Genomic DNA, 26,073 nt, shown 5'->3' on the forward strand with positions numbered 1-26,073 from the left:
CCATCCGAAGCCGCCGCCCCCCCCCCCCAGGCCTCCGGCCGCCCGCCACGCTTCTACGTTTCTTTGGCGTCACGCCGCCGTCGCGTCCCCCGTCACCGCGATCTGGTCGAGCAGGGTCTCGTACGCCAGGTGGTCGAACTCGCCCGCCACCGGCGCCAGTACGGTCGCCGCGGACAGGGCGACGGCCCGGGCGAGGCGCTCCGGCCATGGCAGGTGCTCCACCAGTCCCGACAGCAGGCCCGCGACCGCGGAGTCGCCCGCGCCGGTCGGATTGCCGTGGACGCGGCGCGGTGGGGTGGCGCGCCAGAGGCCGTCCGGAGTGTGGGCGAGCAGGCCCTGGGCGCCCAGTGAGGCCACGACGGCGTGTGCGCCGCGTCTGCGGGCGTCCCGGGTCGCCTGCAACGGCTCGTGGGAGCCGGTGAGTTCGGCCAGTTCGTCGGCGTTCGGCTTGACGATGTCGGGACGGGCGGCGACGCCCCGGCGCAGGGGTTCGCCGCTGGTGTCCAGGAGGACCGGGACGGCCGCCGCGCGGGCCGCGCGGATCAGGCCGGCGTACGCGCCCACCGGCACCCCCGGCGGCAGGCTGCCGCACAGGGCCACCGCCGACGCGGAGCGCAGCAGCACCTCGTAGGCCTCCTGGAAGGCCGCCCACTCGGCAGGGGTGATCTCCGGTCCTGGCTCGTTGAGTTGAGTGGTGTCACCCGTCGTCGTGTCGACCACGGCTATCGTGCGGCGCGTCGGCCCCTCGACCGGGATCAGCGCGTCCACCACCCCGGGTGTGTCCGCGAGTTGGTCCCGCAGGGCGCGGCCTGTCACGCCGCCCGTGAAGCCCGTGACGGTCACCTCGTGGCCGAGGGCGGCGAGCACTCGCGCCACGTTCAGGCCCTTGCCGCCGGGGCGTTCGGTCACCTCGGTCACCCGGTGCGCGGTGTGCGGACGCAGGGACCGTACGCGATAGGTGATGTCGAGAGCGGTGTTCAGTGTGACCGTGAGGATCATCCGGACCGGCCTCCCTCGATGCATGCGCTGGCCGACAGTTTCGAGTTCCGGAGAATCCGGAGGCTTGATCATGCCAAAGACAACGGCGGTCGGCCCAGTCCCGGGACGACCGCCGTACGTCACATCGCGCTCCAACCGGAGCGCGAATCACCCCAGTTGTGGGTCAACCACCCATTCGCCCCGGCGCATCACGCCCTTGAGGGCGAACTCCGCGTCCAGGACCACCAGGTCGGCGTCCTTGCCCGGTTCCAGCGAGCCCACCGTGTCGTACAGGCCGAGCAGACGGGCCGGGTTGGCCGACAGGGCCGCGACGATGTCCTCGACCGGCAGCCGGTCGACGGACACCGCCCGCTGGAAGGCGCGGTCGAGGGTGAGCGTGGAGCCTGCGATCGAGCCGCCCTCCACCAGTCGGGCGACCCCTTCGCTGACCTCGACCTCCAGCGGGCCGAGCCGATAGCGGCCGTCGCCGAAGCCCGCCGCGTCCATGGCGTCCGTGATGAACGCCACCCGGTCCGCGCCCGCGTGATGGAACGCCAGCTGGAGCGCGGCGGGGTGGAGGTGGGTGCCGTCGTTGATCAGCTCGACGGTGATCCGCTCGTCCTCGAGGAGGGCGGCGATCGGGCCGGGCGTGCGGTGTCCGAGCGCGGGCATGGCGTTGAACAGGTGCGTGGCGACGGTCGCGCCCGCGTCGATGGCCTCCACCGTCTGCTCGTACGTCGCGTCCGTGTGCCCGATCGCCGCGATCACCCCGTGCTCGGCCAGCAGGCGTACGGAGTCGATGCCGCCCGGCAGTTCGGTGGCGAGTGTGACCATGCTGGCCCGGCCGCGCGCGGCGTCGATCAGCTTGCGGACCTCGGCAGGGTCCGGGTCGCGCAGCAGTTCCTCGGAGTGCGCGCCCTTGCGGCACGGCGAGATGAACGGGCCCTCGAAGTGGATGCCCGCGATGTCGCCCTGCTCGGCCAGCTCGGAGAGCAGCCCGGCGCGCTGGGCGAGGCCGTCCATGTCACCGGTCACGGTCGAGGCGACGAGGGTGGTGGTGCCGTGCAGCCGGTGGGTGTGGACGCCCTGGAGGACCTCCTCGACGGTCCCGGAGGTGAAGGATGCACCGCCGCCGCCGTGGTTGTGGAGGTCCACGAAGCCGGGGACGAGCCAGTGGCCCGACAGGTCCAGTGTCCGCGTCGGCGAGGGCGCGCTGCCGGCGATGCGTGTGCCGTCGACGATCACACGACCGTCGTCGACGACTCCGGTGGGCAGTACCACCCTGGCACCGGCGAGAACCGTTCTATGGGCCATCAGGTGGTTACCTCCGAAGTCGGTTGGGAAGTGGTCGGCTGATTCAGCAGGTCCCAGGCCAGCAGGCCCGCGCCCAGGCAGCCGGCCGTGTCCCCGAGGGCCGCGGGGACGAGGGACGGCAGTTTCTGGAAGGTGACGCGCCGCTCGACGGCGGCCCGTAGCGGTGCGAACAAGGTTTCCCCGGCCTCGGCGAGACCGCCACCGATGATCAGAGTGCGCGGGTCCAGCAGGGTGAGCGCGGTGACGAGCCCGTCGGCGAGAGCGTCGATGGCGTCCTGCCAGACCTCCCGCGCCCGCGCGTCCCCGGACTCGACGGCCTTCGCGCAGTCGGCGGCGTCCGCCTCCGGGTCCCCGCAGGCCTCGGCCCAGGCCTGGCTGACGGCGGCGGCGGACGCGTACCGCTCCAGACAGCCGTGTTGCCCGCACGGACACGGGGTCCCGCCGGGGCGTACGACGACATGGCCGATCTCGCCCGCGAAACCGTGCGCGCCCGCCTCGACGCCGCCGTCGATACCGATCGCGCCCGCGATGCCGGTGCCGAGGGGGACGAACAGGAAACGGTCGGCCCCCTGCCCCGCGCCGATCCGGCCCTCCGCGAGCCCGCCGGTGCGCACGTCGTGTCCGAGCGCCACCGGCACCCCGCCCAGCCGGTCGCCGAGCAGCCGGCGCATCGGGACGTCGCGCCAGCCCAGGTTGGCCGAGTACACCGCCACGCCCCGGTCGGCGTCGACGATGCCGGGGACGGCGACTCCGGCCGCCGCCGCCGGCTCGCCGAGGTGGTGCTCGCCGTACGCGCGCAGTTCGGCCGCGAAGTCGAGGATCGCGTCGACCACGGCGTCCGGACCGCGCTCGCGGCCGGTGGGCCGGCGGGCCTGGTGGAGGAGCTCGCCCTCCGACCCGACCAGGGCGGCCTTCATCCCGGTGCCGCCCACATCGAGGGCGATGACATGTCTCACGGGGACAGTGTCGCCCCTTACCCCAGGAGAGGTCTAGTCCACTCACGTGGTGTAGACCTTGTATCCGCATTCCGAGACGGATGCAACGGACGCGGAAGCAAAGACGGACGGCCTCCGGACAGGGGCGGCCGGGGGTTGGGAGAAGTGCGGTGCAGCGGCGTAGGGCAGGACGTAGGACAGTACTGATCGCGGCGGCGTCCGCGCTGGGCATGACGGCCACCCTCGCGGGCTGCGGCGGCTCGGCCGGTTCCGGGGACGTGACCCTCAGGCTCGTGGCCGCCGACTACGGGGACTCCAAGGCCAACAGCTCCCAGAAGTACTGGGACAAGCTCGTCAAGGCGTACGAGGCCGAACACCCCGGGACCAAGGTCGAGGTCAGCGTCTACCCGTGGACGGACGTCGACCGCAAGGTCAAGGAGATGGTCGCGCGGGGCGACGCTCCCGACATGGCGCAGATCGGCGCGTACGCCGACTACGCCGACAAGGGCGAGCTGTACAAGGCCGAAGAGGTGCTCTCCATACCCGTCCAGGCCGACTTCGTCGCGCAGCTCACCGATGCGGGGAAGATGAACCGGGTGCAGTACGGCATGCCGTTCGCCGCCTCCACCCGGCTGCTCTTCTACAACAAGAAGCTGTTCTCCGCCGCGGGTCTCAGCGCGCCGACGACCTGGAGCGAACTGGCCGCCGACGCGCAGGCGCTGAAGGCCCGGGGCGTGAAGATCCCGTACGCGCTGCCCCTCGGTCCCGAGGAGGCGCAGGCCGAGACCATGCAGTGGCTGCTGAGCGGCGGCGACGGCTACACCGACGACGTCGGCACCTACAGCCTCGACTCCGCCCGGAACGTCGCCACCCTCACCTGGCTCAAGGACGACCTGGTCGGCAAGGGGCTGACCGGACCGGTCGCGCCCGCGAAGCTCAATCGCGCGGACGCCTTCGCGGCGTTCGCGCGCGGCGAGGTCGGGATGCTCAACGGGCACCCCACGCTGATGAAGATGGCCGCCGACAAGGGCGTGAAGTTCGGGATGGTGCCGATGCCCGGCGTCAGCGGGAAGAGCCGGGCCACGATGGGTGTCGCCGACTGGATGATGGCCTTCAAGAAGAACGGCCACCGGGATCAGATCGGTACGTTCCTCGACTACGTCTACAGCGAGAAGAACGTGCTCGCCTTCTCGCACGAGTACGACCTGCTGCCGGTCACGACGTCCGCGTCCGAGGCGATGGCGGCGGACAGCGACGACGCGGACCTCACCCCGTTCCTGGACGAGCTCCCCTCCTCCCAGCTCTATCCGGTCGGCAAGACGTCCTGGGCCGCCGTCAGCGCCGACATCAAGAAGCAGATCGGCAAGGCGGTCTCCCCGGACGGCAGCCCGGCCGGGATCCTCGGCTCGCTCCAGCAGGCGGCGACCACGACGGACTCCGCGGGGTAGCCCCGCTGTCGGTGGCGGGAGCTACGGTGCGGTCATGGACGAACTGAGCGGGAGGGAGCGGGGGATCCTCGCCATGGAGCGCCGTTCCTTCGCGGGACCCGGCGCGAAGGAACGAGCGATACGCGAGCAACTCGGCCTCGCTCCCGTCCGCTACTACCAACTCCTCAACGCACTCCTCGACGACCCCCGCGCCCTCGCGCACGACCCGATCACGGTGAACCGCCTTCGCCGCATCCGGGACAGCCGCCGCGCGGACCGCTGACACCGGCACAGGCCGGGGGTGGCCGTCCGGCGTTCGAGGACTGTGACCCGGTGAGCCGTGGGTGCGCCCGGGGGTGCGCGGATAGGGTCGGAGCATGGGCAGCCACTCGGAAATCCCGGAATCCCCGGACGTCATGGAACCCTTGCCGACCCCCGTGACCCCCGCCGGACGCGACGGCCTCGACGCCATCCTCACCCGGCCCGACCGGGCCGTCATCGCGCTCGACTTCGACGGAACACTCGCCCCCATCGTCGCCGACCCGGAGCAGGCCCGCGCCCACCCCGACGCGGTCCCCGCCCTCGCGGCCCTCGCCCCGAAGGTCGCCTCCGTGGCCGTCGTCACCGGCCGCCCGGCCGGCGTAGCGGTCCGCCACGGCGGCTTCGCGGGCGTCCCGGGCCTCGACCACCTCGTCGTCCTCGGCCACTACGGCGCCGAACGCTGGGACGCCCGCACCGGCACCGTCAACGCCCCCGCCCCGCACCCCGGCGTCGCCGCCGTCCGTGCCGAACTGCCCGGGGTCCTCGACAGGATCGGCGCCTGGCACGGCACCTGGATCGAGGAGAAGGGCCGCGCGGTCGCCGTCCACACCCGCCGCGCCGAGGACCCCCAGGCCGCGTTCGAGGCACTGCGCGAACCCCTCACCGACCTCGCCACCCGCCATGGCCTGATCGTCGAACCCGGTCGGATGGTCCTCGAACTCCGTCCCCCGGGCACGGACAAGGGCGTCGCCCTCCTGGAGTACGTCCGTGAGGTCCGCGCCGAAGCCGTCATGTACGCCGGCGACGACCTGGGGGACCTCCCCGCCTTCGCCGCCGTCGACAAACTCCGCTCGGACGGCGTCCCGGGCCTGCTGGTGTGCAGCGGCAGTACGGAAGTCACCGAACTGGCCGAACGCGCGGACCTCGTCGTCGACGGCCCGGCGGGAGTCGTACGCCTGCTGAGGGGACTGGCGGCGCACTGCAGCGCCCCGTAAGGGGCGCGGGGCCGTGACATGTGCGGCTCCGCCGCGTGGGCGCGACCAGCCACAGCGCACCCGCAGCCGACAGACTCCCGACTCAGCCCTCCAACTCCCGCAACTGCTCAAGAAACCACTGCGCCGGAGGCAACGCCGTCCCGGCGGCAGCCAACCGCTTCGTACGTTCCGCCCGCTCGCCCGGCGGCATGGTCAGCGCCGCGTCCAGCGCCCGCGCGGTGCCGACCACGTCGTACGGATTCACCACCACCGCGTCCTCGCCCAGTTCCTCGTACGCCCCCGCCTCCCGTGAGAGCACCAGCACGCATCCCTCGTCGGAGACGACCGGCACCTCCTTGGCGACGAGGTTCATGCCGTCGCGGATGGGGTTGACGAGGGCGACGTCGGCGAGCCGGTACGCGGCCAGGGAGCGGGCGAAGTCGTCCTTGACATGGAGGACGACCGGGGTCCATCCCGGTGTGCCGTAGCGGGCGTTGATCTCGGTCGCCACGCGCTGCACCTCGGCCGTGTATTCCCGGTAGACGGCCAGGTCCTGGCGGGAGGGGTAGGCGAAGGCCACGTGGACGACGCGCTCGCGCCACTCCGGGTGGTCCTCCAGCAGCTGCCGGTACGCCAGCAGGCCCCGCACGATGTTCTTCGACAGCTCGGTCCGGTCGACCCGCACGATCGTCCTGCGGCCCTCGCCGATCTCTTCGCGCAGCGCGGCCATGCGGTCCGCGACGTCCGCCTCGTGCGAGCGCCTGCGCAGGAAGTCCGCGTCCGCGCCGAGCCCGTGCACACCGATCCGGGTGTCGCCGAGCCCGCCGACGAGCGCGTCGCAGCAGGCGGTGAACGCGTCCGCCCAGCGCTGGGTGAGGAAGCCGAGCCGGTCCGCGCCGAGCATGCCGCGCAGCACCTGTTCGGCGATGTCGTCGGGCAGCATCCGGAAGTAGTCGACCGGCGCCCAGGGGGTGTGCGAGAAGTGGCCGATCCGCAGGTCGGGGCGGAGCTCGCGCAGCATCCCGGGGACGAGGGTCAGGTGGTAGTCCTGGACGTTCACCACCGCGCCCTGCGCCGCCTCCGCGGCCAGAGCTTCGGCGAAAGCGCGGTTGTACGCCTCGTACGACGCCCACTGGCGCCGGAACTCCGCGTCGAAGACCGGCTCCAGCGGGGTCTGGTACAGCATGTGGTGGACGAACCACAGCACGGAGTTCGCGATGCCGTTGTACGCGTCCGCGTGCACGTCGGCGTCGATGTCCAGCATCCGTACGCCGTCCTCGGCGACCCCGCGCCGGACCGCCTCGCGGTCGCCGTCGCCGAGCGCCGAGCACACCCACAGGGCCCCCGCGTCCGGCCCGATCGCGGAGAGGCCCGAGACCAGCCCGCCGCCACCGCGCCTGGCGCGCAGCGAGCCGTCCTCCTGGACCTCGTAGGTGACCGGGCCGCGGTTGGATGCGACGAGGATGTTGTGGGCGCCTTGCGTTGAAGCCATGCCTCGAAACTTAGCCCCGCGTGGAAACGCTCAAACGTTCCCGTTGGCCATATGAGGGGTCGTATGTGATCTTCCGGCCGGTGGGGGCTGAGCGCGCAGTTCCCGCGCCCCTCGCAGGGGCGCTGCTACGCCGCCCTTCGTTTCTGGTACTCGGAGATTTCGACCATCGGCGGACGTTCCTCCGTGTCCACCGAGTACGTCCGCGGCTCGAAACCGTCCCTGCTCCGTTCGAACTGGGTGAGGGCCGGGCGGATCAGGTGGCCGCGGGCCAGCCGGAGCTGGGCCGTGCGGTAGATCGCGGCGGACATCCGGCCCAGCGCCTGCCCGTCCTGGTGGCGGTGCTTGCGCACGCCCACGTCGACCTGGGCGAGCGCGTCCAGGCCCACCAGGTGCAGGGCGTCGACCAGCATGCCCAGCTCGATCCCGTACCCGACGGGGAAGGGGAGCTGTTCGAGCAGCGAACGGCGGGCCGCGTACTCCCCGCCGAGCGGCTGCACGAAGCCGGCCAGCTGCGGCCAGTGCATGTTGAGGAGGGGGCGGGCCATGAGTTCGGTGACCCGGCCGCCCTGCCCCGCCGCACCGCCGAGCGGACGGTCGTACATCGCCTTGACGAGGTCCACACCGGGCTCGGTGAGCAGCGGCCCCACGATCCCGGAGACGAAGTCCGAGGAGAACTCCTTCAGATCCGCGTCGATGAAACAGATGATGTCCCCGCTCGTCACGAGGAGGGAACGCCACAGCACCTCGCCCTTGCCGGGCACGGTCGGGATGCGCGGCAGGATCTCGTCCCGGTGCACCACGCGCGCGCCCGCCGCGGCGGCCACCTCCGAGGTGCGGTCGGTCGAACCCGAGTCGATGACGACGATCTCGTCGACGAGGGGGACCTGCTGCATCAGGTCGTGGCGGATGATGGCGACGATCTCGCCGACCGTCTCCTCCTCGTTCAGCGCCGGCAGGACGACGCTCACCGAGGAGCCCGTGGCCCGTTTGGCGGACATGAGTCTGTGGAGCGGGCGATCGGTCACGGACCAGGAGCGATTGCTCAGCCAGCGCTCAGTTTCCTTCAGCACAGTCTGCGGCTCCTCACTGTCTGATCACCCGGTGTCTCACGGTGTGATCCATCTCGCGGTTCGGACGACTATCTCAACTGTCCTGGCCTTCGGTTACAGTCTTGAACAACGCGGATGACCATCGCATGTCGTAGATCATTTGCGGACCACCGCACCACCCGCACGACACAACCGAATACCGCTCATCCAGAGGGGCAGAGGGATACGGCCCGATGAAGCCCCGGCAACCCTCCAGCTGGTTCCTGTCACATTGATGTGGCGAGGCTCCCGGCTAGGGAAGGTGCCAAATCCGTCTCACGGCGAAGTGCGTCGTGAGGAAGATGAGGAGAAAGGGCCTCGCCTCCATGGCTGCGCAGACTGTTGCAAGCACCACGAACCCTGTCGCGGGCGACACCACCACCGTAGTCGGTGTGGATCTCGGACCCGCCGCCGCGCTTTCCTGCCGCGAGTGCGGGCACCGCGTGCCGCTCGGCCCGGTCTTCGCCTGCGAGGAGTGTTTCGGCCCGCTGGAGATCGCGTACGACTTCTCGGCCTACGAAACCGAAGAGCTCCGGGCGCGCATCGAAGCGGGCCCCGCGAACATCTGGCGCTACGCGCCGCTGCTGCCCGTCCCGGCCGACGTCGCCGACAAGCCGAACATCAACCCCGGCTGGACCAAGCTCGTCAAGGCCGACAACCTCGCCCGCGAGCTGGGTGTCGAGGCCGGCAAGCTCTTCGTCAAGGACGACTCCGGCAACCCGACGCACTCCTTCAAGGACCGCGTCGTGGCGCAGGCCATCGAGGCGGCGCGTGCCTTCAACTTCACCACTCTCTCCTGCTCCTCCACCGGCAACCTCGCCGGCGCCGTGGGTGCCGCCGCCGCCCGCGCCGGCTTCCGCTCCTGCGTGTTCATCCCGCACGACCTGGAGCAGGGCAAGGTCGTCATGGCCGCGATCTACGGCGGCGAGCTCGTCGGCATCGAGGGCAACTACGACGACGTGAACCGCTTCTGCTCCGAGCTGATCGGCGACCCGGCCGGCGAGGGCTGGGGCTTCGTCAACGTCAACCTGCGGCCGTACTACGCGGAGGGTTCCAAGACCCTGGCGTACGAGATCTGCGAGCAGCTGGGGTGGAAGCTCCCCGACCAGCTCGTGGTGCCCATCGCCTCCGGCTCCCAGCTCACGAAGATCGACAAGGGTCTTCAGGAGCTGATCAAGCTCGGGCTGGTCGAGGACAAGCCGTACAAGATCTTCGGCGCCCAGGCCGAGGGCTGCTCGCCGGTGTCCGTCGCCTACAAGGCCGGCCACGACGTCGTACGGCCCCAGAAGCCGAACACCATCGCCAAGTCGCTGGCGATCGGCAACCCGGCGGACGGGCCGTACGTGCTGGACATCGCGCGGCGCACGGGCGGGGCCGTGGAGGACGTGAACGACGAGCAGGTCGTGGACGCGATCAAGCTGCTCGCTCGCACGGAGGGCATCTTCGCGGAGACCGCCGGCGGTGTGACGGTGGGCGTGACGAAGAAGCTGATCGAGAACGGGCTGCTGGACCCGACGCTGACCACCGTCGTTCTGAACACCGGTGATGGTCTGAAGACGCTGGATGCGGTGGCCGGTACCGGGCTCACCGCGACGATTCGCCCCAGCCTCGAGTCCTTCCGGGAAGCCGGGCTCGCGTAAGCGTCGTTGTTCGTCTGCGGGCCGGCGGGGGCTGGTCGCGCCCATGTGGCGGAGCAGCGTATTCAGCAACGCCCCGCGCCCCTGAAAGCCCTTACCCGACCGGAGGTCACAAGAATGAGCGTTTCCGTCCGCATCCCCACCATCCTGCGCACCTACACCGGTGGTCAGGCCGAGGTGACGGCCGAGGGTGGGACCCTCGGCGAGGTCATCGCCGATCTGGAGAAGAACCACGCCGGCATCTCCGCCCGCGTTCTCGACGACCAGGGCAAGCTGCGCCGGTTCGTCAACGTCTACGTGAACGATGACGACGTCCGCTTCGAGCAGGGGCTGGAGACGGCGACGCCGGACGGCGCGGGCGTCTCGATCATTCCTGCCGTCGCCGGTGGCTGACCACCTCGAAGGCCGTTACCCAGGGTGAGATTGTTACCCTTGGTAATGCCAATTACCGAGAGTTCATCGAATTGCCCCCTCCGTGAGAGAAGCGGAGGGGGCAATTCTGTATGGTTGAGCGCGGTACAGTTGGGGAAGCCGCTCCACTTTGCATGCCGGGTGCATATGAGTTCGCGCCCGAAGTCCGGCAAGAAGTAGCCAAAGTGTCCCGCACTTTTGAGCCTTATACGGCATTTATGGGGCCCGACTTGCCCTGAATCTTCGCAAATTCTCCCCATATTCCCGATCGGTCATGCCCGGAATTCTCGTCCGATTGACCTGTTGCAGACGGCAGTTGGACAGATACATTCAGCCGCGGTCGACGCGTTCCGGCGCACACCCCCAACCGTTGGGGGGTGAGGTCTGACCCGGGTCCGCGAAGTGCGGTCCTGTGCAAGGGCCAGTAATAGGGGAGTTAGGCATGGCTCAGGGCACCGTCAAGTGGTTCAACGCGGAGAAGGGGTACGGCTTCATCGCGGTCGACGGTGGTGCGGATGTATTCGTCCACTACAGCGCGATTCAGATGGACGGCTACCGCACCCTGGAAGAGGGGCAGCGGGTCGATTTCGAGATCTCGCAGGGCCAGAAAGGGCCGCAGGCGGACATGGTCCGGCTCGCGACCGGCTGAAGCACGCGCCGACTGACTGTTCGACGTGACGAAGGGCTCGTATCCCATGGGGTGCGAGCCCTTCGGTCTGTCTGTCCGTAGATGTGACTGTCTGTCCGCCGGCGTGGCTGTCCGTCCGTCGCCGCGGGCCCGCTCGCGCACCGGCGCGACGCGCGGGTTGCGCGCCCCTTCTCACCTGCGGATCAAGGGAAGTCGCTTGCACTCGGCAGGGGCGAGTGCTAATCATTGGCGTTAGCACTCTGAAGGTGAGAGTGATAACGAAGGACCGGGTCGGTGAGGCCCGCAGGCCAGGTGGTGCAAGGAACCACGGGGCAGGCAGGCCGTCCGTCGCGGGCGCCAGCGCGGTCCGGAGCAATCCACCCCAGTCCGGGAGGACCACTTCACATGGCCAAGATCATCGCGTTCGACGAGGAGGCACGGCGCGGTCTCGAGCGCGGGATGAACCAGCTCGCCGACGCCGTCAAGGTCACCCTTGGCCCCAAGGGCCGCAACGTCGTCCTCGAGAAGAAGTGGGGCGCCCCCACGATCACCAACGATGGTGTTTCCATCGCCAAGGAGATCGAGCTCGAGGACCCGTACGAGAAGATCGGCGCCGAGCTGGTCAAGGAAGTCGCCAAGAAGACGGACGACGTCGCCGGTGACGGTACGACCACCGCGACCGTTCTCGCCCAGGCTCTCGTCCGTGAGGGCCTGCGCAACGTAGCCGCCGGCGCCAACCCGATGGCTCTCAAGCGCGGTATCGAGAAGGCCGTCGAGGCCGTCTCCGGTGCCCTCCTTGAGCAGGCCAAGGATGTCGAGACCAAGGAGCAGATCGCCTCCACGGCCTCCATCTCCGCCGCCGACACCCAGATCGGCGAGCTCATCGCCGAGGCGATGGACAAGGTCGGCAAGGAAGGCGTCATCACCGTCGAGGAGTCCCAGACCTTCGGTCTGGAGCTTGAGCTCACCGAGGGTATGCGCTTCGACAAGGGCTACATCTCGGCGTACTTCGCCACCGACATGGAGCGTATGGAGGCCGTCCTCGACGACCCGTACATCCTGATCGCCAACTCGAAGATCAGCAACGTCAAGGACCTGCTGCCGCTCCTCGAGAAGGTCATGCAGTCCGGCAAGCCGCTGCTGATCATCGCCGAGGACGTCGAGGGCGAGGCCCTGTCGACCCTGGTCGTCAACAAGATCCGTGGCACCTTCAAGTCCGTCGCCGTCAAGGCTCCGGGCTTCGGTGACCGCCGCAAGGCCATGCTCGGCGACATCGCCATCCTCACGGGCGGCGAGGTCATCTCCGAGGAGGTCGGCCTCAAGCTGGAGAACGCGGGTCTGGACCTGCTGGGCCGTGCCCGCAAGGTCGTCATCACCAAGGACGAGACCACGATCGTGGACGGCTCCGGCTCCGCCGACCAGGTCCAGGGCCGGGTCAACCAGATCCGTGCCGAGATCGAGAACTCCGACTCGGACTACGACCGCGAGAAGCTCCAGGAGCGCCTGGCGAAGCTGGCCGGCGGCGTGGCCGTCATCAAGGCCGGTGCCGCCACCGAGGTCGAGCTCAAGGAGCGCAAGCACCGCATCGAGGACGCCGTTCGCAACGCGAAGGCGGCCGTCGAGGAGGGCATCGTCGCCGGTGGCGGCGTGGCCCTCATCCAGGCCTCCTCGGTCTTCGAGAAGCTCGAGCTCTCGGGTGACGAGGCGACCGGCGCCAACGCCGTGCGACTCGCCCTGGAGGCCCCGCTCAAGCAGATCGCCGTCAACGGTGGTCTCGAGGGTGGCGTCATCGTCGAGAAGGTGCGCAACCTGCCCGTCGGCCACGGCCTGAACGCCGCGACCGGTGAGTACGTCGACATGATCGCCGAAGGCATCATCGACCCGGCGAAGGTGACCCGCTCTGCTCTGCAGAACGCCGCCTCCATCGCCGCGCTGTTCCTGACCACCGAGGCCGTCATCGCCGACAAGCCGGAGAAGGCCGCCGCGCCGGCCGGCGGCGGCATGCCGGGCGGTGACATGGACTTCTGATCCCTTCGAGGATCGGTTTTCCTGCCGAGGGCGGTACTCCCTGGAAACAGGGGGTGCCGCCCTCGGGCGTGTCCGGGGTCACAGGGCGAGGTGCCGGGCGGCCGGAATGACACGACCGACCGGGGAGTTGTGGTTGACGCACCATCAATGCATACGCACATACCATCCGGTACCCGAGGAGCCCCCACACGTGTCTACGACTGCCCCCGCCTCCCGCGCGGCCGAGATCCTGTCCCGCCCCGTCTCGCTGAACGGCCTGACCGTCCCGAACCGGATCGCGATGGCACCGATGACCCGGCAGTTCTCCCCGGGCGGCGTCCCCGGTGAGGACGTGGCCGAGTACTACGCCCGCCGCGCCGCCGCGGGCGTGGGCCTCATCGTCACCGAGGGCACGTACGTCGGCCACGACTCGGCAGGCGAGAGCGACCGTGTCCCGCGCTTCCACGGCACGGAGCAGCTCGCGGGCTGGACGAAGGTCGCCGACGCGGTGCACGCGGCGGGCGGCACGATCGTTCCGCAGCTGTGGCACATCGGCATGGTGCGCAAGGCAGGACGGCCGCCGTACGCCGACGCCCCTGCGGTCGGCCCCTCCGGCATCCGTCTCGACGGCACCGAGGGCACCGGCAAGGCCATGACCCAGGCCGACCTGGACGAGGTCATCGCCGCGTTCGCCGAGGCCGCCGCCACCGCCGAACGCATCGGCTTCGACGGCGTCGAACTGCACGGCGCGCACGGCTATCTGCTCGACCAGTTCCTGTGGGCGGGCACCAACCGCCGTACGGACGCGTACGGCGGTGACCCCGTCGCCCGTACGAAGTTCGCGGCGGAGATCGTCGCCGCGGTCCGTGACTCGGTCTCGGCCGACTTCCCCGTCCTCTTCCGCTACTCGCAGTGGAAGTCGGACAACTACGACGCCCGGCTCGCCGAGACCCCGGAGGAGCTGGAGGCCATCCTGACCCCGCTCGCCGCCGCCGGCGTCGACGCCTTCCACGCCTCCACCCGCCGCTACTGGCTCCCCGAGTTCGACGGTTCCGACCTGAACCTCGCGGGCTGGACCAAGAAGCTCACGGGCAGGCCCACCATCACCGTCGGCTCGGTCGGCCTCGACGGCGACTTCATCAAGGCCTTCATGGGCGAGGGCTCCAAGGTGGCCTCCCTCGACAACCTCCTCGACCGTCTGGAGCGTGACGAGTTCGACCTCGTCGCCGTGGGCCGCGCCCTCCTCCAGGACCCGGAGTGGGCGGCGAAGGTACTGGACGGACGGCTCGGGGAGCTGGCGTCGTACGACCCGAAGGCGCTGAGCACGCTCAGCTGAACCTCGGGCCGGTCGGACCGGACGTGACCCGACCTGTCCGAAATCGCATCCAGGCGATCACCTCCCCATCCCCGGGGGGTGATCGCCTGGCTGTTTCGTAGCACGCTGTTCCCTCAAGGACCCGTTCCGTTCCACCCGTACCGAGGGAGCCGTCGTGACGTCAGCAGGAGCGAGCGTGGTGCGCACCCGTGCCGGTGCGGTGCGTGGCCGTCGGGAGGACGGGCTGGTGGTCTTCCGGGGCATTCCGTTCGCCCAACCGCCGGTGGGGGACGCGCGGTTCGCCGCCCCGCGTCCGGTGGCCGCCTGGGACGGCACCCGGGACGCCTTCGCCTTCGGTCCGCCGCCCCCGCAGGAGTCGGGATTCCAGGGCCGTACGGGGGTGATCGACGCCCCCACGGGCGACGACTGGCTGACCGTCAACGTCTGGACGCCCGATCCGGACCCGGCCGCCCGCCGTCCGGTGATGGTCTGGATCTACGGCGGCGCCTACAAGCTCGGCCACTCCGGCAGTCCCGGATACGACGCCCGCCGTATCGCCCGCGACGGCGACCTGGTCGTCGTCACCCTCAACTACCGCCTCGGCGTGGAGGGTTTCGCCCGGATCGACGGAGCCCCCGCCAACCGGGGGCTGCTCGACCAGGTCGCGGCCCTGGAATGGGTACGCGAGAACATCGCGGCCTTCGGCGGCGACCCCGGCCGGGTCACCGTCTTCGGCGAGTCCGCGGGCGCCGGGTCCGTCGCCTCGCTGCTGGCCATGCCGAGCGCGGCCGGGCTGTTCGGCCGGGCGATCGCGCAGAGCGTGCCCGGTCCCTTCTTCTCCGACGACCTGGCCCGTGACATCGCCGCCGCCATCGCCGCCGAGGCGGGCCTGCGCCCGACGGCCGCCGACCTGTCCTCGGTGGATCCCCGCCGGCTGACCGCCGTGGGCGAGGCGTTGGGGCCCAAGATGCGGGAGTTCGAGGACAGGTGGGGCATGGTCGCCCACACGCTGATGGCCTTCGCGCCCGTCGTCGACGGAGAGGTACTGCCGACCGCCCCCTGGCAGGCGCTGGCGGCCGGCTCGGCACGGGACGTGGAACTGATCGTCGGGCACACACGGAACGAGTACCGGCTGTTCACCGCGCTGGGCGGCCGACTCGGGACGATCACGGACGAGCAGGCGACGGAGGCACTGCGCACCTTCGGACCGGGACCGGGACCGGGACCGGGACTGGTACTGGTACTGGGACTGGGAGTTGGACCGGGACCGGACTCCGGGGCCGACGGCGAGCGGGCCTACCGCGCCGCCTTTCCCGACGCCTCTCCCGAGGAGCTCTACGAGTGGGTGCACTCCGACGCGGTGTTCCGTATGCCCTCGCTGCGCCTGGCCGAGGCGCAGCTCGCGGGCGGCGGCCGCGCGCACGTCTACGAGCTGGCCTGGCCCGCGCCCGCCTACGGAGGCGCGCTGGGTGCCTGTCACGGCCTCGACATACCGCTGCTGTTCGGAACCTTCGGAGCCGACCTCGGTCTGATGCTGTTCGCCGGGGTCGGGTCGTCCCCGGAGGCCGAGGCCCTGTCGTCCCGCTTCCGCACGGCCTGGACGGCGTTCGCCACGACCGGAGACCCGGGCTGGCCCGCGTACGACACCGAGCGGCGGCCGACCCAGGTCTTTGACACGGACTCCGCGGTCACCCCGTACCCGCACGAGACCTCGCGCCGCCTCTGGGAGCACCATGACTTCGGGGCGCTGCCGTTGATCGGCTGAGGAGGGGCGCCAGGTTCTTTCCTGTCGACTCGCCAGGGCGGGAGGGCGGGTTGAGGCCCTCCCACCCGTTCCCTACAAAGAGGTCTCGGGGCTTGGGGCTTGAGTTCCGTGGGGCTTCCCGGTGCGCAGGACGGTGGCCAGGCGTGGGAGTCCGTCCGGTCCGTGGCCGGCGGCGACGGCTCGGTCGGCGGCGCCCTTCGCCGCGGTCAGCGCGCCCACCTCCAGGCCGTGGGCGCCGGCCGCGTCGATCAGGTGGGCGATCGTCGTAGCCGCGGAGGCGATCGTGGAGCGCTCGCCGGGGTAGTCGCCGGTCCGGAGCTGACCGGCGAATCGCGGGATCATCTCGGACAGCAGACCGCTGATCCCGATGGCGAACGGGGCGAGGTCGTCGGGTGCGATGCCCTCGGCCGAGGCGAGGGCGAAGGAGTGCGCGACGCCGTACACCGACGTGGTGAACAGGTCGAGGAGCGCAACCTCGTACGCCGACGCCCGGCCGGGGTCGGCACCGAGATACGTACCGGTGCCGCCCACGGCGGCCAGTGTGTCCCGTACCGCCTCGTGCACCTCGCGCGACCCGCTGTAGAGGACGGCGGCGGCCGCCGTGCCGACGACCTGGGTCGGGGTGAGGATCGCGCCGTCCAGGTAGCGGATGCCGTGCGCGGTTGCCCAGTCCGCCATCGCGCGGGCTCGTGCCGGCTCCCCGCTGGTGAGGTTGGCGAGCAGGCGTCCCTCCCAGCGCGCCGGCGCGACCGGCTCCAGCACCGCTCGCACGGCGTCGTGGTCCCGCAGACAGGCGACGATCACCCGCCCGGCACCCGTTCGTGTTGAGGATCTCGTCTATCTGGCGGGCGTATTCGAGGTGCATGCGCCGCGTACCGGCCTCCAACTGGCCGATGAACGAGCCGCTGACGAACAAGGGCCGGCCCAGGTCGTCCTGGCTGAGGCCCGCGTTCTCGCGCGCGTGGCGCAACTCGGCGCCGAGCAGCGCACGCGGTGATGTGGACGGGTCGAGGTCCTTCGGTCCTGGCACGGCAACTCCCTGTTACACGGGCGGGGTTGTCGGGCTCCGTCTCTGGCCAGGTTAAAGCCGGGTCGGCCACTGTGTGTGGTGGACGCGAACACTCAGAGTGGAGGAAGCGGAACGATGGACGTGACGTCGACGGAGGAAGTGGTGGCACAACTCAAGGCGGCCCTGGAAGGCGTCGGCATCGTTCTGCCCTCGCTGCGGGTCGATCCGGTGACCGGTGCGAGCGAGGAGCCGTTCGCGCTGGTCGCGCTCGGGCGGTGCAACGTGCGTACGGCGGTGCGGCTGGCGGACGTGTTGCGTGCGTGCGCACCGGAGGAGGTGCTGCGGGCGCGGGTCAGGGAGGTCAACCGGGAGTCCGCGCGTACGAGATCGCGCCAAAATCGCTGACAATTTTGTGGGCGATTGCTTCGGTTTGGAGGCCGCCCCGGCAGGGCGACCGTGGTTGTGGCTGGTCAGGGGGGTGGCCGGATCCCGGTGCCGTCACTGGAGACACAAAGGAAGGGTTAAGGAACGGCTGTTGCCCTGGGGCCTCGTTGTTCGAACGAGCCGCGAAGACAGGAGACGGTAGTGAAGTCAGTGAAGCGCAGGACAGTGGTCATGGGGCTCACCGCGGGTGCCGCGGTGCCGGCGGTCGGGTTCGCCTCCGGTGCGCGGGCGGCGAGCCGAACGTCCGCGGCGTCGTCCGCCGCGTCCACGGACTCCTCCCTGGTCTTCGACCCGGACAGCTACACGGAGTTGACCACCAGCATCACGGACACCACCGGCACCGCCCACGAGGTCGTCTACCACTTCTACAAAGTCGCCTCGTACGTGGCCGACCCGGTGGACGCCACCTACCAGTCCCTCAACGTCAGCGTGCCGGTGAAGATCGACGGAAGCGTCGTGGACGCGTCCGGCGCCCCCATCCTCTTCGCCAACCAGATCGGCGGCTACATGCCCTCGTCCGTCGCGAACGCCACGGGTGTCGGCGCAGGCGGCGGGATGGGCCCCGGCGGCCCGGGCGGGCCCGCTGCCGCTGCCGCCTCCGCCGCGAGCCGCCAGCAGCTGGCGCTCGCCGCCGGGTACGTCGTCGTGGAGCCGGGCGCGCGCGGGCGGTCGCTGGTGGACTCCAGCGGGATCTACTACGGCACCGCGCCCGCCGCCATCGTCGACCTCAAGGCCGCGGTGCGGTACGTGAAGTTCAACAGGGGGCGTATCCCGGGCAACGTGAACCGGATCGTCTCCGCCGGAGTCAGCGCCGGCGGCGCGCTGTCCTCGCTGCTCGGCGCGTCCGGTGACAGTCCGGCCTACGACTCCTACCTGAAGGAGCTGGGCGCGGCCGACGCGAGCGACGCCATCTTCGCCACCGGTGCCTGGTGCCCGATCACCGACCTCGAACACGCCGACATGGCGTACGAGTGGAACTGGGGCGCCAACCTGCTCAGCAGCGGCTCGGTCGTCGACCAGACCGTCTCCAAGGCGCTGAGCGGCGCGTACGGCGAATATCTCGCCTCCCTCAGGCTGACGGCGAAGGGCTTCGGCACCCTCACGGCGCGCAACCTCGACGAGTACCTGGTCAAGACCCACCTGGAGCCGTCGGCCACCCAGTACCTCGCGGCGCTCTCGGACGCGGACCGCTCGGCCTACCTGGCCGCGAACTCGTTCATCACGTGGTCCGGCGGCAGGGCGACCTTCTCCTGGGTCGACTTCCTCACCCACGTGGGCGCCCGCAAGAAGGACACCCCGGCGTTCGACGCCTTCGACCTGTCCGCCGGTGAGAACAACGAGTTCGGTACGGGGACCACCGCCAACCGGCACTTCACCCTCTACAGCCTGCGCCACGAAGAGGGTGCCAGTGCGCGCCTCGACAGTGACATCCCCGCGAAGCTCCACCTGATGAACCCGATGCACCACCTCGTGGACAAGGTCGACGGGAACCGGTCGAAGCACTGGTGGATCCGCCTCGGCACCAAGGACAGCGACACCGCGCTCACCGTCGCGAGCAACCTCGCCGCCCGCCTGAAGAACCTCGGCGACGACGTCGACACCTCGTACTACTGGGACGCCGGCCACGGTGCGGACAACGACCCGGGCGACTTCATCAAGTGGATCGCCACGGTGTCGGGCTACAGGTTCTAGCCTGGAGGAATGGGCGGTGACCTTGTCACGCTGTTCCTGGCCGGCGATGTGATGCTCGGCCGGGGAGTCGACCAGATCCTTCCGCACCCCGGCGATCCGAAGCTGCGGGAGTCGTACGTCAAGGATGCCCGCGCCTATGTGGAGCTGGCCGAGGCGGCGAACGGCGTGATTCCCCGGCCGGCCGGCTTCTCCTGGCCCTGGGGCGACGCGCTGGAGGTGCTCGCCGCGGCGGCACCCGACGCCCGGATCCTCAACCTGGAGACCGCCGTCACGCGCAACGACGAGGCGGCGCCGGGCAAAGAGATCCACTACCGGATGCACCCGGCCAATCTGCCCGCCCTGGCCGCCGCCCGTCCGCACGTCTGCGTCCTGGCCAACAACCATGTGCTGGACTACGGCCGCCGCGGGCTGGAGGAGACCCTCGACGCCCTGGCGGACGCGGGTCTTCGCGCGCCGGGAGCGGGGCGGGACGCCGACGAGGCCCGGCGTCCCGCGACCGTCCCCGTCACAGGCGGCCGGCGCGTCCTGGTCTTCTCCGTGGGGATGGCCTCCAGCGGCATACCCCGCGGCTGGGCCGCCACGGCTCGGCGCGGCGGGGTCGACTTCGTCGCCGAGCCGTCGGACGCCGCCGCGGCCGGAATCGCGACCCGGCTGCGTCCGGCCAAGTGCCCGGGCGACATCGCGGTCGTCTCGGTCCACTGGGGATCCAACTGGGGCTACGTCGTCCCGCGTGACCAGGTCCGCTTTCGGCCATGCGCTCATCGACGGCGGCGCGGACGTCGTGCACGGGCACTCCTCGCACCACCCGCGGCCGTTGGAGTCGTACCGGGGAAAGCTCATCACCCACGGCTGCGGCGATCTGATCAACGACTACGAGGGCATCAGCGGCTACGAGGAGTACCGGGACGATCTCCGGTTGCTGTACTTCGTGACCGTGGACCCGGACGACGGCAGGTTCCACGACGTGCGCATCGTCCCGATGCGGTCCCGGCGGATGCGGCTGGAGCGCGCGACGATGGAGGACTCGCGGTGGACGCGGGACGTTCTGAGCCGGATCAGCCGCGCCTACGGCTCACGCGTCGAACTCAATCCGGACGGCATCCTCACCGTCCGGCCGGCTCCGGACCGTTCTGGACCGGACTTCAGTCGGGATTCGAGGACCTCACCTCACCCCGGGAGGCGACCATGATTTTCGCCGACAGAACCGACGCGGGCCGGCGGCTCGCCGCCCGACTGCACCACCTCAAGGGCCAGGATCTCGTGGTCGTGGGACTTCCCCGCGGCGGCGTCCCGGTCGCCGCGCAGGTCGCCGAGGCCCTCGGTGCCCCGCTCGACGTCTGCCTCGTGCGCAAACTGGGGGTGCCCTTCCAGCCGGAGCTGGCCATGGGCGCCATCGGCGAGGAAGGCGTCCGCGTCATCAATGAAGAGGTGCTGCGTGCGACGGGGGTGACGGACCGTGCTCTGGCGGCGGTGGAGGAACACGAGCGCGGCGTCCTGGAGCAGCGGGCCCGCCACTACCGGGGCGAGCGGCCGCCCGCCCGGTACGAGGGACGGACGGTCCTGGTGGTGGACGACGGTCTGGCGACCGGCTCCACGGCCCTCGCGGCCTGCCGGATCGCGCGCGCCCGCGGTGCGTCGCGGATCGTGCTGGCCGTTCCCGTGGCCCCGCAGGACTGGTCGGCCCGCCTCGGAGGCGCGGCGGACGAAGGAGTCTGTCTGCACACCCCCCGGCTGTTCCACGCGATCGGTCAGTTCTACGCCGACTTCGGGCAGACGAGCGACGAGGAGGTCATCGCCTGCCTGGAACGGGGCCGCGCGGCGCACGCCACGTCCGACGCACCGCCGACTGAGGGCAGCGCCTCCCCGGAGCACGCTCCCCCGCCCCATGACAGGGAGGTCCGGATACCGGCCGCAGGTGCCGCGCTCGACGGGCGGCTGACGCTGCCCCGCGGTGCCCCCGGGATCGTCCTCTTCGCCCACGGCAGCGGCAGCAGCAGGAAGAGCCCACGCAACCGCTTCGTCGCCACCGGGCTGAACCGCGCCGGTCTCGGCACCCTTCTGTTCGATCTGCTCACCGAGGCCGAGGCGGTGAACCGGGACAACGTGTTCGACACGGCGCTGCTCGCCCGTCGCCTGATCCAGGCGACCGAATGGCTGCGTGAGCAGCCCGGCACCCAGGACATGGAGTTCGGTTACTTCGGTGCCAGCACAGGCGCCGCCGCCGCGCTGTGGGCGGCGGCGGAGCCCACGGCGGACGTCGCGGCAGTCGTCTCCCGCGGGGGCAGGCCGGACCTGGCCGGCGCCAGGCTGCCGGAGGTGAAGGCTCCGACGCTGCTCATCGTCGGGGGCCGTGACCACGTCGTACTGGATCTCAACCGGCAGGCCGCGGCGCGCCTGAGCTGCGAGCATCAGCTGGCCGTCGTCCCCGGCGCCACCCATCTCTTCGAGGAACCCGGCACCCTGGAATCGGCCGCCGAGCTGGCCACGGACTGGTTCAGCAGGCATCTCGCCTCCGCCGTCCCGAGCGCGGGAGCCCACAGGCGACCTGGGCGCTCGTGATCATCGCGTCGATCACCAACGCGATGATCGACGCACCTGGACCGGCTACAGGTTGCCCATCGGTTCGATGTCCACCTTCACCGGTGTGCCCCAGATGCGCAGCACCTCGTAGTCCGTGAACTCGTGGACCAGGCGGTAGGCCATGCCGGGGCGCGGGGTGCGGCGCTCCGCGGCGAGATACCGCTCCGCCTCGACGCGGTCGCGGCGCGGGGTGCCGCACAGCTGCCACGCCTGGCCGGTCCACACCTCCGGCAGCCAGCGCTGCTGGGGCTGGGGGCGGTCGGCCCGCACGCCGTACCGGGACATCGTGCGCTCGGGTGCCTCGTCGGCGCCGCTGGGGCGGCCCTGCGGGAAGGCGTCGTTGACCTCGGTGCGGCGGGCGGTGCGCCGCCGCGTCTCGCAGAGCAGACAGAGGTCGACGGCGCCCTCGTCCACCGGGCCATTGGGGTGCTCGGCGCAGCGCGTCGTGGGCACCGCCGTCGTCACCGTCTCCTCCAGCAGGTCCAGCGCCCGCTTCAGATCGGCCTTCACCTCGTGCAGCTTCGCGTCGGGCGTGTCGGCGTTCAGTGCGTCGCCGTGCTCGCCGAGCACGCGCAGGGCGCGGCCGAGGGCGGTCAGCTGTGCGTGGTTCACGGTGGTGGATCCCCTCCCGGGTCGGTGTCCTGCCCCACCTTCGAAGAATCGCACACGCCACTGACAGCGCCTCCGCCCCCGACGGCCCCCACACCTCCGGCCGTCCTCCCGAGGCCGAAGAAGTACGTCGCCGCGAACCCCACCACATACCCGGTGAGCAGCCCGCCCGCGTAGATCGCCGCCGTCAGGGCCAGTCCGCCCGTGCCCTTGAGCAGGGGGAACAGCGCCCAGCCCGAGGGGCCGATCGCCGTGGAGCCGATCTTGTCGCCGAGCATCGAGAAGAAGCCGACGAAGGCGCCGCCCGCCGCCCCGCCCGCGCAGGCGGTGACGAAGGGGCGGCCGAGGGGGAGCGAGACGCCGTAGATCAGGGGTTCGCCGACGCCCAGGAGGCCCGCGGGCAGCGCCGACCTGATCGTCGTACGGAGGGACTGGTCGTGGTGGAGGCGGACGTAGACCGCGAGTGCCGCGCCGACCTGCCCGGCGCCCGCCATCGCCAGGACGGGGAGCAGGACCGTGTAGCCCTGCTGCTGGATGAGGGTGGTGTGGAGCGGGATCAGGGCCTGGTGCAGGCCCAGCATCACCACGGGGAGGAACAGGCCGCCCAGGACCAGGCCCGCGAAGACGCCCGTGTGGTCGAGGAGCCAGTTCGCGCCCGTCCCGATGGCCGTCGACAGCTCGCCGGCCGTGTACATCAGGACGTAGAGCGTCACCAGGCCGGTGAGCAGGACGGTGAGGGTGGGGGTGACGAGGACGTCGAGGGCTTCGGGGACCCAGCGGCGGCACCACTTCTCCACGTACGTTCCCAGGAGCGCGGCGGCCAGTGCGCCGAGTACCCCGCCCTGGCCCGGTGCCAGGGTCATGCCGAAGGCCGTCACCTTCGCGACCCCCGCGTACACGACGATCGCCGCCACCGCCCCGCCCAGGACCGGGGTGCCGCCGAACTCCTCAGCCGTGTTGTGGCCGACGAACACCGCGATCAGGGCCATGAAGCCGGAGGCGATCGCGGCGAGGGCGGGGGTGAGGGAGGGGAGCCATCCCAGATTGACCAGCAGGCCGCCCAGGCCCGCGATGACTCCGCAGCCGATCAGGGCGGGGATCAGAGGGACGAAGATGTTCGCGATCCGGCGGAGGAGGAGTTTGAGAGGAGTGGCGTTGCGCTGTTGCCGGGCCGCCTTCCACTGGGCGCCACGTGCGGCCAGCACGTCGGCCGTGCTGGTGACGAGCGCCTCGAACTCGGGGGTCACCCGCGCGACCGTGCCCGGCCCCAGGACGATCTGGTAGCTGTCGTCGTCCGCGACCACGCCGAGTACGGCGGGCAGGGACCTGAGAGCGTCCTCGCGTACGAGCGTCCGGTCCCGCAGGCCCAGGCGCAGGCGGGTCATGCAGTGGGCGACGGAGGTGATGTTCGCGGCGCCGCCGACCAGGGGGAGGATCGCGGCGGCCGTGGCGGCATGGGGGGTGAGGTCGTTGGTTGTGCGCACTCCACGAGGGTGCTGGTCAGCCCGTCGATGCCGTGAGCGCCGCGCGCAGATGGCCGTCGCTCTCCTCCAGAAGGCGGGCCGCGGTGGGCCCGTCCACGCCGCCGAGGATGGTGAGGATGGCGTTCTTCACCTCGCCGTCGGTGGCCGCGAGGGCCTGTTCGATCTCCTCGTCCGAGGCGCCGGTCGCGAGGGCGACGATACGGCGGGAGCGGGCCCGCAGCTTCTCGTTCGAGGCGCGGACGTCGACCATCAGGTTCCCGTACGTCTTGCCGAGACGGATCATCGTGATCGTCGAGAGCATGTTCAGGACGAGTTTCTGTGCCGTGCCCGCCTTGAGACGGGTGGAGCCGGTCAGCAGCTCGGGCCCGACGACGATCTCGATGCCGTGCTCGGACGCGGCGGCCAGCGCGCTGTGCGCGTTGCAGGACAGGCCGATCGTCAACGCGCCGCGCGCGCGGGCGTGTTCGACCGCGCCGACGGCGTACGGGGTGCGGCCGGAGGCGGAGACGCCGACCACCGTGTCGTCGGCGGTCAGGGAGAGCTCCTTCAGGTCCGCCTCGGCCAGCTCCTTGGAGTCCTCGGCGCCCTCGACCGAGGTGACCATGGCGCTCGGGCCGCCCGCGATCAGGCCCACGACCTCGGACGGGTCGGTGTTGAAGGTGGGCGGGCACTCGGAGGCGTCCAGCACCCCGAGGCGGCCCGCGGTGCCCGCGCCCGCGTAGATCAGCCGGCCGCCGCGGGACATGCGCTCGGCGACGGCGTCGATCGCGGCGGCGATGCGGGGCAGCTGGGTCGCGACGGCCGCCGGCACGGTCGCGTCCTCGGCATTCATGATCTTCGCGATCTCCAGCGTCGACAGCCGGTCGATCTCGGACAGCTCGGGACGGAACGCCTCAGTGGTCAACGTCTCCAACTCGGCACGCAGGGAGCCGTAGTTGGAGGAGGCGTCGGCGGTGGAGGAGGTCATGACGAACGGCTCTTTTCAACGCGGGTTGGTAAAGCGCCCCTTCAGGGGCGCGAGGAACTGCGCGACCAGCCACACGCGGCCCGCAGCGTGACGACGGCATCCAGTTTTTCCAGGCTCCCGGCGGAGCGTCAGCGCATACGGCCGCGAGGGCTGTGGCGGTGCGCCAGCGCCTCGTACGACGCGGACAACGCCGGCGCCGCCGTCTCGTACGTCCGCTGGGCGACCCCCACGAACAGACAGTCGACCACCAGCAACTGGCTGGTGCGCGACGACATCGCCGCGGGACGCAGCTCGCTCTCGCGGGCCGTGGACGTGGTGAGTATGTGGTCGGCGTACTGCGTGACGGGCCCGTCCGGGCGGCCGGTGATCGCGACCGTCGTCGCCCCGCGTTCGAAGGCGACCCGCAGCGGCTCGATGACGTCGCCCGTGGAGCCGGAGTGGGTGATCGCTATCGCCACGTCCTTGGCCCGCAGCTGCACCGCGTTGGTGACGGCGAGGTGCGGATCGCTGTGCGGGTGGGCTATGAGTCCGATGCGCAGCAGCTTCTGGGCCAGGTCCTGGGCGACAAGCCCGGACGCGCCGACGCCGTAGATGTCGATCCGGCGGGCGGTGGCGAGCGCGGTGACGGCCGCGCCCAGCTGGACCGTGTCGAGTCCCGCCGCGGTGTCGGCGAGGGTCTGCTGCTCGTCGTACGCGAGTTTCGCGACGACGTCCGCGATGGGGTCGTCGACCGCGATGTCCGCGGTGACGGCGGGGGCGCGGCCCGACTGCTGCTGGGCGGCGAGGCCGGCGAGCGCGAGGCGCAGGTCGCGATAGCCGGGGTAGCCCAGCAGGCGGGCGGTGCGCACGACCGTGGCCTCGCTGGTGCCGGTGAGCTCGGCGAGGCCGGTGACCGTGAGTGCCGCGCAGCCGGCCGGGTCGCCGGCGACGGCCTCGGCGACCCGTTGCATGGAGCGGGTCATCGACGGGGCGAGCGTCCGCACCTTGGCCGCGAGGGCGGCGGGAGCGGGCGGAGCCTCACCGGCGAAAATTTCCTTCACGTCTTGGGTCACTTGT

General features: G+C 70.8%; 22 protein-coding genes, 2 pseudogenes and 1 riboswitch. Of the genes and pseudogenes, 13 read left to right on the plus strand and 11 right to left on the minus strand.

Annotation, left to right across the window (positions count from 1 at the left end):
• Positions 1-69: 69 nt before the first annotated feature.
• From ABZ656_RS16725 to ABZ656_RS16735, 3 genes are all read right to left on the minus strand, one after another.
• The gene (locus ABZ656_RS16725) at positions 70-999 is read right to left on the minus strand and encodes a 1-phosphofructokinase family hexose kinase (RefSeq protein WP_360268656.1); all 930 of its coding nucleotides are present in this window, start codon (positions 997-999) and stop codon (positions 70-72) included.
• A 147-nt stretch (positions 1,000-1,146) separates the two neighbouring features.
• Complete coding sequence (gene nagA, locus ABZ656_RS16730; RefSeq protein WP_101404339.1) at positions 1,147-2,292, minus strand: N-acetylglucosamine-6-phosphate deacetylase; 1,146 nt, start codon at positions 2,290-2,292, stop codon at positions 1,147-1,149.
• Positions 2,292-3,248: an ROK family protein gene (locus tag ABZ656_RS16735; RefSeq protein WP_101404340.1), complete on the minus strand. Its 957-nt coding sequence runs from the start codon at positions 3,246-3,248 to the stop codon at positions 2,292-2,294. The genes nagA and ABZ656_RS16735 overlap by 1 nt, the downstream gene beginning before the upstream one ends.
• Before the next feature lie 209 nt (positions 3,249-3,457).
• Between ABZ656_RS16735 and ABZ656_RS16740 the strand changes: the two genes are divergently transcribed.
• The 3 genes from ABZ656_RS16740 to otsB all read left to right on the plus strand — a co-directional run bounded on the left by ABZ656_RS16740 (position 3,458) and on the right by otsB (position 5,910).
• Positions 3,458-4,675, plus strand: a complete 1,218-nt coding sequence (locus ABZ656_RS16740) for an extracellular solute-binding protein (protein WP_360268660.1) — start codon at positions 3,458-3,460, stop codon at positions 4,673-4,675.
• A 34-nt stretch (positions 4,676-4,709) separates the two neighbouring features.
• Positions 4,710-4,937 (plus strand): DUF3263 domain-containing protein, encoded by a 228-nt coding sequence (locus ABZ656_RS16745; protein ID WP_101404342.1) that lies wholly within the window; start codon positions 4,710-4,712, stop codon positions 4,935-4,937.
• 94 nt (positions 4,938-5,031) lie between these two features.
• Complete coding sequence (gene otsB, locus ABZ656_RS16750; protein WP_360268663.1) at positions 5,032-5,910, plus strand: trehalose-phosphatase; 879 nt, start codon at positions 5,032-5,034, stop codon at positions 5,908-5,910.
• 82 nt (positions 5,911-5,992) lie between these two features.
• Here the strand turns inward: otsB and ABZ656_RS16755 are convergent, their stop codons facing one another.
• Positions 5,993-7,381 (minus strand): trehalose-6-phosphate synthase, encoded by a 1,389-nt coding sequence (locus tag ABZ656_RS16755; protein ID WP_101404344.1) that lies wholly within the window; start codon positions 7,379-7,381, stop codon positions 5,993-5,995.
• Positions 7,382-7,506: 125 nt separating this feature from the next.
• A complete protein-coding gene (locus ABZ656_RS16760; protein ID WP_101404345.1) occupies positions 7,507-8,451 on the minus strand; it encodes a glucosyl-3-phosphoglycerate synthase in 945 nt (314 codons plus the stop codon).
• Positions 8,452-8,630: 179 nt separating this feature from the next.
• A riboswitch (SAM riboswitch) is annotated at positions 8,631-8,778 on the plus strand.
• A gap of 17 nt (positions 8,779-8,795) precedes the next feature.
• Here ABZ656_RS16760 and thrC point away from each other — a divergent pair.
• The 6 genes from thrC to ABZ656_RS16790 all read left to right on the plus strand — a co-directional run bounded on the left by thrC (position 8,796) and on the right by ABZ656_RS16790 (position 16,232).
• Positions 8,796-10,109 carry a threonine synthase gene (thrC, locus tag ABZ656_RS16765; RefSeq protein WP_101404346.1) on the plus strand — a complete coding sequence of 438 codons (1,314 nt, stop codon included), beginning with the start codon at positions 8,796-8,798 and terminating at the stop codon, positions 10,107-10,109.
• Between the two features lie 114 nt (positions 10,110-10,223).
• Positions 10,224-10,499 (plus strand): MoaD/ThiS family protein, encoded by a 276-nt coding sequence (locus tag ABZ656_RS16770; protein ID WP_101404347.1) that lies wholly within the window; start codon positions 10,224-10,226, stop codon positions 10,497-10,499.
• Positions 10,500-10,959: 460 nt separating this feature from the next.
• Positions 10,960-11,166 carry a cold-shock protein gene (locus ABZ656_RS16775; protein WP_007493268.1) on the plus strand — a complete coding sequence of 69 codons (207 nt, stop codon included), beginning with the start codon at positions 10,960-10,962 and terminating at the stop codon, positions 11,164-11,166.
• Between the two features lie 384 nt (positions 11,167-11,550).
• A complete protein-coding gene (groL, locus tag ABZ656_RS16780; RefSeq protein WP_101404348.1) occupies positions 11,551-13,173 on the plus strand; it encodes a chaperonin GroEL in 1,623 nt (540 codons plus the stop codon).
• 190 nt (positions 13,174-13,363) lie between these two features.
• Positions 13,364-14,488 (plus strand): NADH:flavin oxidoreductase, encoded by a 1,125-nt coding sequence (locus ABZ656_RS16785; RefSeq protein WP_360268670.1) that lies wholly within the window; start codon positions 13,364-13,366, stop codon positions 14,486-14,488.
• 154 nt (positions 14,489-14,642) lie between these two features.
• Complete coding sequence (locus ABZ656_RS16790) at positions 14,643-16,232, plus strand: carboxylesterase family protein (RefSeq protein WP_360268673.1); 1,590 nt, start codon at positions 14,643-14,645, stop codon at positions 16,230-16,232.
• Between the two features lie 72 nt (positions 16,233-16,304).
• Here ABZ656_RS16790 and ABZ656_RS16795 read toward each other — a convergent pair whose 3' ends face one another.
• Both ABZ656_RS16795 and ABZ656_RS16800 read right to left on the minus strand, forming a co-directional pair.
• Positions 16,305-17,036, minus strand: a complete 732-nt coding sequence (locus ABZ656_RS16795; RefSeq protein WP_101404351.1) for an NAD(P)-binding domain-containing protein — start codon at positions 17,034-17,036, stop codon at positions 16,305-16,307.
• 16 nt (positions 17,037-17,052) lie between these two features.
• Positions 17,053-17,262 (minus strand): annotated as a pseudogene (locus ABZ656_RS16800) (helix-turn-helix transcriptional regulator); the annotation flags it as partial.
• A gap of 114 nt (positions 17,263-17,376) precedes the next feature.
• On the opposite strand from ABZ656_RS16800, the gene ABZ656_RS16805 reads away from it, so the two are divergent.
• The 4 genes and pseudogenes from ABZ656_RS16805 (at position 17,377) to ABZ656_RS16820 (ending at position 21,936) form a co-directional block, all read left to right on the plus strand.
• Positions 17,377-17,646 carry a hypothetical protein gene (locus tag ABZ656_RS16805; RefSeq protein WP_101404352.1) on the plus strand — a complete coding sequence of 90 codons (270 nt, stop codon included), beginning with the start codon at positions 17,377-17,379 and terminating at the stop codon, positions 17,644-17,646.
• Between the two features lie 210 nt (positions 17,647-17,856).
• Positions 17,857-19,377, plus strand: coding sequence for a subtype B tannase (locus ABZ656_RS16810; RefSeq protein WP_360268728.1), 1,521 nt, complete (start codon positions 17,857-17,859; stop codon positions 19,375-19,377).
• Between the two features lie 9 nt (positions 19,378-19,386).
• A pseudogene (locus ABZ656_RS16815) lies at positions 19,387-20,566 on the plus strand (CapA family protein).
• Positions 20,563-21,936 (plus strand): phosphoribosyltransferase family protein, encoded by a 1,374-nt coding sequence (locus ABZ656_RS16820; RefSeq protein WP_101404354.1) that lies wholly within the window; start codon positions 20,563-20,565, stop codon positions 21,934-21,936. Before ABZ656_RS16815 ends, ABZ656_RS16820 begins: the two are co-directional and overlap by 4 nt.
• A gap of 45 nt (positions 21,937-21,981) precedes the next feature.
• On the opposite strand, the gene ABZ656_RS16825 is transcribed toward ABZ656_RS16820, so the two are convergent.
• The 4 genes from ABZ656_RS16825 to ABZ656_RS16840 all read right to left on the minus strand — a co-directional run bounded on the left by ABZ656_RS16825 (position 21,982) and on the right by ABZ656_RS16840 (position 26,069).
• Positions 21,982-22,569, minus strand: a complete 588-nt coding sequence (locus ABZ656_RS16825; RefSeq protein ID WP_168492901.1) for a hypothetical protein — start codon at positions 22,567-22,569, stop codon at positions 21,982-21,984.
• Positions 22,566-24,050 carry a PTS transporter subunit EIIC gene (locus tag ABZ656_RS16830; RefSeq protein ID WP_101404356.1) on the minus strand — a complete coding sequence of 495 codons (1,485 nt, stop codon included), beginning with the start codon at positions 24,048-24,050 and terminating at the stop codon, positions 22,566-22,568. The genes ABZ656_RS16825 and ABZ656_RS16830 overlap by 4 nt, the downstream gene beginning before the upstream one ends.
• A 16-nt stretch (positions 24,051-24,066) precedes the next feature.
• Positions 24,067-25,017, minus strand: a complete 951-nt coding sequence (gene murQ, locus ABZ656_RS16835; protein ID WP_360268680.1) for an N-acetylmuramic acid 6-phosphate etherase — start codon at positions 25,015-25,017, stop codon at positions 24,067-24,069.
• Positions 25,018-25,145: 128 nt separating this feature from the next.
• Positions 25,146-26,069 carry a MurR/RpiR family transcriptional regulator gene (locus tag ABZ656_RS16840; RefSeq protein ID WP_101404358.1) on the minus strand — a complete coding sequence of 308 codons (924 nt, stop codon included), beginning with the start codon at positions 26,067-26,069 and terminating at the stop codon, positions 25,146-25,148.
• Positions 26,070-26,073: the final 4 nt, after the last annotated feature.

Source organism: Streptomyces sp. NPDC007095, from assembly GCF_040634475.1.
Taxonomy (GTDB): domain Bacteria; phylum Actinomycetota; class Actinomycetes; order Streptomycetales; family Streptomycetaceae; genus Streptomyces.